We start from the raw sequence: 6,219 nt of genomic DNA, 5'->3' as shown, positions 1-6,219 counted from the left end.
CATGAAGTCGGAGTCGCTAGTAATCGCAGATCAGCAACGCTGCGGTGAATACGTTCCCGGGCCTTGTACACACCGCCCGTCACGTCACGAAAGTCGGCAACACCCGAAGCCGGTGGCCTAACCCTTGTGGAAGGAGCCGTCGAAGGTGGGGCTGGCGATTGGGACGAAGTCGTAACAAGGTAGCCGTACCGGAAGGTGCGGCTGGATCACCTCCTTTCTAAGGAGCACACGCCCCGCACGACCACCTGACCGTCCGGTCTCTCCGTCTTTGGCGGAGTGTGTGGTTGGCATTGGTGGTGTTCACTAGTGGAATCGTCGATGATGCTTCGGTCCTGTGGGCCGTCTCTTCTCAGTACTACCCAGCTCTTTGAGCAGCCTCCCTGCGTGCAGGGTGGTGGGTGTGGAACCTGGAGGGATGGGTCGTGGGGTCGGGGTTGGCACACTGTTGAGTCCTGAGGCATCAGCCGTCAGGCAGAGCTTCTCTGGCCCTCCGGGACCGGATCGCCGCGTGTGGCCTTGCCCGTTGGTGGGTGGGGTCGTGGTGGTCGGCTCGGGTGGGTGTGTTTCTTGTGAACTGGATAGTGGACGCGAGCATCTTCGCAGCAGCTTGTAGGCATCCCAGGCCGTGCCCCGTGTGGGTGGGGGTTGGGGTGGACGCTGTTGCGATGTTTTGACGGCGATCTCTGCGTCTGGTCCTGGTGAGTCCATCGGGGTTGGGTGCTGTAAACAGAGGGGTCGTCGTTGTTCTGTATCTTTGTAGTTTTTGTTGAGTGTTTGTGCGACAAGCTATGAAGGGCACATGGTGGATGCCTTGGCATCAAGAGCCGATGAAGGACGTAGGAGCCTGCGATAAGCCCTGGGGAGTTGGCAACCGAGCTGTGATCCGGGGGTGTCCGAATGGGGGAACCCAGCACGAGTCATGTCGTGTTACCCGCGCCTGAATATATAGGGCGTGTGGAGGGAACGCGGGGAAGTGAAACATCTCAGTACCCGTAGGAAGAGAAAACAACAGTGATTCCGAGAGTAGTGGCGAGCGAAATCGGAAGAGGCTAAACCTTATCTGTGTGATACCCGGCAGGGGTTGCAGGTAGGGGGTTGTGGGACCACTCGTCTGGGTCTGCCGGCCTGGAGAACAGTAAGAAAAGCTGGTTGAAGTTGAAGTCCATTGGAAAGTGGCGCCGTAGAGGGTGATAGCCCCGTAAGTGTAAGGCCAGCTCTGTTGAGTGGTATCCCAAGTAACACGGAACCCCTGAAATTCCGTGTGAATCTGGCGGGACCACCCGTTAAGCCTAAATACTCCTTGATGACCGATAGCGGACAAGTACCGTGAGGGAAAGGTGAAAAGTACCCCTGGCGGGGAGTGAAATAGTACCTGAAACCGTGTGCCTACAATCCGTCAGAGCCCGGCTGCCTCCCTCTTTGCAATGGGGGTGTTGGGGTGATGGCGTGCCTTTTGAAGAATGAGCCTGCGAGTTTGCGGTGTGTTGCGAGGTTAACCCGTGTGGGGAAGCCGTAGCGAAAGCGAGTCCTAATAGGGCGTTTGAGTAGCACGCTCAAGACCCGAAGCGAAGTGATCTATCCATGGGCAGGTTGAAGCGCGGGTAAGACCGCGTGGAGGACCGAACCCACTTAGGTTGAAAACTGAGGGGATGACCTGTGGATAGGGGTGAAAGGCCAATCAAACTTCGTGATAGCTGGTTCTCCCCGAAATGCATTTAGGTGCAGCGTTGCGTGTTTCTTGCCGGAGGTAGAGCACTGGATAGCCGATGGGCCCTACCAGGTTACTGACGTTAGCCAAACTCCGAATGCCGGTAAGTGAGAGCGCAGCAGTGAGACAGTGGGGGATAAGCTCCATTGTCGAGAGGGAAACAGCCCAGACCATCAGCTAAGGCCCCTAAGCGGTGACTAAGTGGAAAAGGATGTGGAGTCGCAGTGACAACCAGGAGGTTGGCTTGGAAGCAGCCACCCTTGAAAGAGTGCGTAATAGCTCACTGGTCAAGTGATTCCGCGCCGACAATGTAGCGGGGCTCAAGTCATCCGCCGAAGCTATGGCATTCATGCGTTAACTCGGCCACGAATGTGGTCCAGGTGTGTGGATGGGTAGGGGAGCGTCGTGTCGCGAGTGAAGCCTCGGAGTGATCCAGGGGTGGACGCGACACGAGTGAGAATGCAGGCATGAGTAGCGAATCACGGGTGAGAAACCCGTGCGCCGAATGATCAAGGGTTCCAGGGTCAAGCTAATCTGCCCTGGGTAAGTCGGGACCTAAGGCGAGGCCGACAGGCGTAGTCGATGGACAACGGGTTGATATTCCCGTACCGGCAAAGTAGCGCCCATGACGAACCCGGTGATGCTAACCACCCGAAACTCAGCTGACCGATCCCTTCGGGGTGAGGCGGTTGAGCGGAGCGTGGGACCCGATCCGGTAGTAGTCAAGCGATGGGGTGACGCAGGAAGGTAGCCCAACCGTAGCGATGGTTGTCTACGGGTAAGCAGGTAGGGGACGGTCTAGGCAAATCCGGACCGTTGTGTTTGATCACGACCCTGAGATGTGATGCCGAGCCCTGATGGGTGAAGTGGGTGATCCTATGCTGTCGAGAAAAACCTCTAGCGAGCTACGCGCCGCCCGTACCCCAAACCGACTCAGGTGATCAGGTAGAGAATACTAAGGCGATCGAGAGAACCATGGTTAAGGAACTCGGCAAAATGCCCCCGTAACTTCGGGAGAAGGGGGGCCGGATACGTGAACCCACTTGCTGGGGGAAGCGTTGAAGGCCGCAGAGACCAGGCCCAAGCGACTGTTTACTAAAAACACAGGTCCGTGCGAAGTTGTAAGACGATGTATACGGACTGACTCCTGCCCGGTGCTGGAAGGTTAAGGGGACCGGTAAGACACTTTGGTGTCGAAGCTGAGAACTTAAGCCCCAGTAAACGGCGGTGGTAACTATAACCATCCTAAGGTAGCGAAATTCCTTGTCGGGTAAGTTCCGACCTGCACGAATGGAGTAACGACTTGGGCGCTGTCTCAACCATGGACTCGGCGAAATTGCACTACGAGTAAAGATGCTCGTTACGCGCGGCAGGACGGAAAGACCCCGGGACCTTTACTATAGTTTGGTATTGGTGTTTGGTTCGGCTTGTGTAGGATAGGTGGGAGACTGTGAAACCTCGACGCCAGTTGGGGTGGAGTCAACGTTGAAATACCACTCTGGTCGTACTAGATGTCTAACCTAGGACCATTATCTGGTTCAGGGACAGTGCCTGATGGGTAGTTTAACTGGGGCGGTTGCCTCCTAAAATGTAACGGAGGCGCTCAAAGGTTCCCTCAGCCTGGTTGGCAATCAGGTTTCGAGTGTAAGTGCACAAGGGAGCTTGACTGTGAGACAGACATGTCGAGCAGGGACGAAAGTCGGAACTAGTGATCCGGCGTCGGCATGTGGAAGCGACGTCGCTCAACGGATAAAAGGTACCCCGGGGATAACAGGCTGATCTTCCCCAAGAGTCCATATCGACGGGATGGTTTGGCACCTCGATGTCGGCTCGTCGCATCCTGGGGCTGGAGTAGGTCCCAAGGGTTGGGCTGTTCGCCCATTAAAGCGGCACGCGAGCTGGGTTTAGAACGTCGTGAGACAGTTCGGTCCCTATCCGCCGCGCGCGCAGGAAACTTGAGAAAGGCTGTCCCTAGTACGAGAGGACCGGGATGGACGAACCTCTGGTGTGCCAGTTGTCCCGCCAGGGGCACGGCTGGTTGGCTACGTTCGGAAGTGATAACCGCTGAATGCATCTAAGCGGGAAGCACGTTTCAAGATGAGGTTTCCCACCGGGTAACCGGGTAAGGCCCCCAGCAGAACACTGGGTTGATAGGCCGGAGGTGTACAGCAGCAATGCCCAGCCGACCGGTACTAATAGGCCGAGGGCTTGTCACACAAACCCTCAACAAAAACTGTCAAACCTGCAGACACTCGCGTCCACGAATCCAGACACACCACACATGTATGTCTAACTGAACAACGAGCTTGGAACACACCACCCGTGAACAACCCGGGACTGGTGTGGACCGCAAGAGTTACGGCGGCCATAGCGAAAGGGAAACACCCGGTCCCATCCCGAACCCGGAAGTTAAGCCTTTCAGCGCCGATGGTACTGCAACCGAGAGGTTGTGGGAGAGTAGGACGCCGCCGGACATNGAAACACCCGGTCCCATCCCGAACCCGGAAGTTAAGCCTTTCAGCGCCGATGGTACTGCAACCGAGAGGTTGTGGGAGAGTAGGACGCCGCCGGACATACACTCAGTAGAGGCCACCTTTTGTAAGGTGGCCTCTACTCATTTCAGCCCCTTTCGAACAACCCAGGAGCAGACAGTCGTGGCCGAGCAGCGTCGCACCCAGCGCCCGTCAGGTGACGGACCCCGCCGAGGTGGCGGCAAGCCCCCGTCGAGCGGCAAGCCGTCGTCCGGTGGCAAGCCGAGGTCGGGCGGGAAGCCTGCCGGCGGCGGCAACCGCGACAGGTCCGCCAAGTCCAACGAGCGCTCCACCAAGTGGTCGCCGTCGGACGAGCGTCGGGCTCCGGGCAAGGGCTCGTCGCGCAGCAGCGGCGGTCGGACGTCGGCTCCTCGAGGCGGCGCGGGTCGCGAGAAGCCGGTGCGCACCGCCGACCAGGCCGTCTACGACGGCCCGGACCTCCCCTCGGAGGTCACCGGTGCCGAGCTCGACCACAGCATCGCCGCCCAGCTGAAGGGCCTGCCCGAGAAGCTGGCCAACCGCGTCGCGCGACACCTGGTGATGGCCGGGATGCTCGTCGACAGCAACCCGGAGCTGGCCTACCAGCACGCGATGGCCGCGCGCGCTCGTGCATCGCGCATCGCGGTCGTCCGCGAGGCGACGGGCGAGACGGCGTACGCCGCCGGCCACTACGCCGAGGCGCTGGCCGAGCTGCGCGCCGCCAAGCGGATGAACGGCGCCACGGCGTACCTGCCGATCATGGCGGACTGCCACCGCGCCCTGGGCAAGCCCCAGGAGGCGCTGAAGCTGGCGAAGAGCCCGGGCGTTGCCAACTTCGGGCCCGAGGCGAAGGCCGAGATGACGATCGTCGAGGCCGGCGCCCGTCGCGACCTGGGTCAGATGGACGCGGCGCTGCGGACGCTCGAGCTCGCCCCCCTCATGTCGAAGAGCCGGGCGGCATGGGTGGTCCGGCTGCGCTACGCCTACGCCGACACCCTGGTGGCCGCGGGCCGGGACCAGGACGCGCTTGCGTGGTTCCACCGCACCTACTCGATCGACTCCGACGAGCTGACCGACGCGGCGGAGCGAGCAGAGGCGCTGGAGAAGAAGCTCGGCTAGGTTTCCTCCAGGCGGGTCCGGGCAGGATCGACCCGATCGCGCGCGAGGAGGAAGCCATGTTGCGGTTCTCGGGTGCTGGAGTCAGTGACGTCGGACGGATCCGGCCTCACAACGAGGACTCCGCCTTCCACGGTCCCTACGTGGCGGTCGTCGCCGACGGCGTCGGAGGCGCTGCCGCCGGCGAGGTCGCGTCCGCGACGGCGGCGTACGTCGTGGCCGCCACGGCACTTGCCCGGTTCGGCGACGACCCCGCCGCGGTGCTGGTCGACGCGGTCCAGGACGCCCACGCGAGCCTGCGGGCCGGCGTCGCCGCGGACGACGAGCTGGCCGGGATGGCGACGACGCTGACCGCCCTCGTCACCGACGGGTCGCGTGTCGTCCTCGGGCACGTCGGGGACAGCCGCGCCTACCTGGTGCGCGACGGGGCGATACACCAGATCTCCCAGGACCACACCTACGTCCAGCACCTCGTCGACAGCGGCCAGCTCGACCCCGCAGAGCGGTTCGGCCACCCGTGGAGCAACGTCGTGCTGCGCTCGCTCGACGGTGGTCCCGACCAGGCCTTCGACGTCACCGAGCTGGAGGTCCGGCCCGGCGACCGCCTGCTCCTGTGCAGTGACGGTCTGTCCGACCTGGTGCGCGACGAGCGGATCGCCGAGGTGCTGCGGCTGTCCGACCCGCACTCGGCGGCCGCCGTGCTGACCCAGTCGGCGCTGCTCGCCGGCGGCAAGGACAACATCACCGCGGTCGTCCTCGACGTCGTCGACGGCCCACTCGTCGTCGGGGACGGGCGTCTCCTCGGGGCGCTGCGGGACGTGCAGAACATCGTGGACCCCGGCTCGGTCCACGTCGCCCGCTGAGTCCGGGTCGCCGCGTGGCAGA

2 protein-coding genes and 3 rRNA genes (1 of these 5 cut by a window edge) are annotated in these 6,219 nt (G+C 61.6%); all 5 read left to right on the top strand.

The genetic code is table 11. From position 1 onward, the window contains the following. Positions 1–217, top strand: a 16S ribosomal RNA gene (locus ASC77_RS24005); it begins 1,308 nt to the left of the window's first position. Between the two features lie 562 nt (positions 218–779). Then, positions 780–3,924 (top strand): 23S ribosomal RNA (locus tag ASC77_RS24000). A 141-nt stretch (positions 3,925–4,065) separates the two neighbouring features. After that, positions 4,066–4,182 (top strand): 5S ribosomal RNA (rrf, locus tag ASC77_RS23995). The 16S, 23S and 5S rRNA genes sit together here, the layout of an rRNA operon. A gap of 180 nt (positions 4,183–4,362) precedes the next feature. Further along, positions 4,363–5,337 (top strand): hypothetical protein, encoded by a 975-nt coding sequence (locus tag ASC77_RS23990; protein ID WP_056159162.1) that lies wholly within the window; start codon positions 4,363–4,365, stop codon positions 5,335–5,337. A 56-nt stretch (positions 5,338–5,393) separates the two neighbouring features. Then, positions 5,394–6,197, top strand: coding sequence for a PP2C family protein-serine/threonine phosphatase (locus ASC77_RS23985; protein ID WP_056159158.1), 804 nt, complete (start codon positions 5,394–5,396; stop codon positions 6,195–6,197). The last annotated feature ends 22 nt before the right edge of the window (positions 6,198–6,219 follow it).

Origin of the sequence: Nocardioides sp. Root1257 (assembly GCF_001425175.1) — a bacterium.
GTDB lineage: Bacteria > Actinomycetota > Actinomycetes > Propionibacteriales > Nocardioidaceae > Nocardioides.
Note: the sequence above shows the minus strand (reverse complement) of the source record. Positions and strands in the feature narration are given on the sequence as shown.

Coding starts and splice junctions, on each gene's coding strand:
- ASC77_RS23985 (WP_056159158.1), top strand. CDS start 5,394: ATGTTGCGGTTCTCGGGTGCTGGAGTCAGTGACGTCGGACGGATCCGG.